Here is a 550-nt window from a genome sequence, read left to right as displayed (position 1 = left end):
GGGCGGACGCCGCGTGCCGGGCGGTCGGCGCTCGCGGGGCGCTCGGCACGCTCGGCGCGCGGTGCGCGCGTCGCGGCATCCGTCGTCTCGATCGTCACGGTTCCCCTCCTCGTCCGCACCCCGTTCGGGGCACGTGTCGACGAAGGTACGGGGGACGGGCGGATGCCGGAACCCGGCCCCGTCACGCACGGTCACCCCGTGTCACGAGGCGTCGCACGGCGAAATATGACGTGCGGCGGGCGAGCCCGCGGGTCAGCCGACGAGGCCCGCGACGGTTGCCGCGTAGCGGTCGAGCACGACGTCCACGAGCTCGGGCGGCGCGTCGTCCGGACGCAGCAGCGGCTCGGCGAGCACGTCGGGCACGGCGCTCGCCGCGAGGTCCTGGAAGTACCCGGGCGCGAGCAGGTAGCTGGCGGCGGCGACCCGCGAACCGATCCCGCGAGCGGCCCGGGCTGCGGCGATCGCGTCGGGCAGCCGCGGTTCTGCGGCCGAGAGGAACCCGATCGAGACGTCGGCGACGGATGCCCCGGCCAGCGCGTCGCGCACGCGC

1 pseudogene is annotated in these 550 nt (G+C 76.7%); it reads right to left on the bottom strand.

The features are described 5' to 3' along the window. Positions 1-252 precede the first annotated feature (252 nt). Positions 253-550: pseudogene (locus tag ESO86_RS19660) on the bottom strand (sirohydrochlorin chelatase); the annotation flags it as partial.

Origin of the sequence: Agromyces binzhouensis (genome assembly GCF_004135055.1) — a bacterium.
Lineage (GTDB): Bacteria > Actinomycetota > Actinomycetes > Actinomycetales > Microbacteriaceae > Agromyces > Agromyces binzhouensis.
This window is presented reverse-complemented; position numbering and strand designations above follow the sequence as displayed.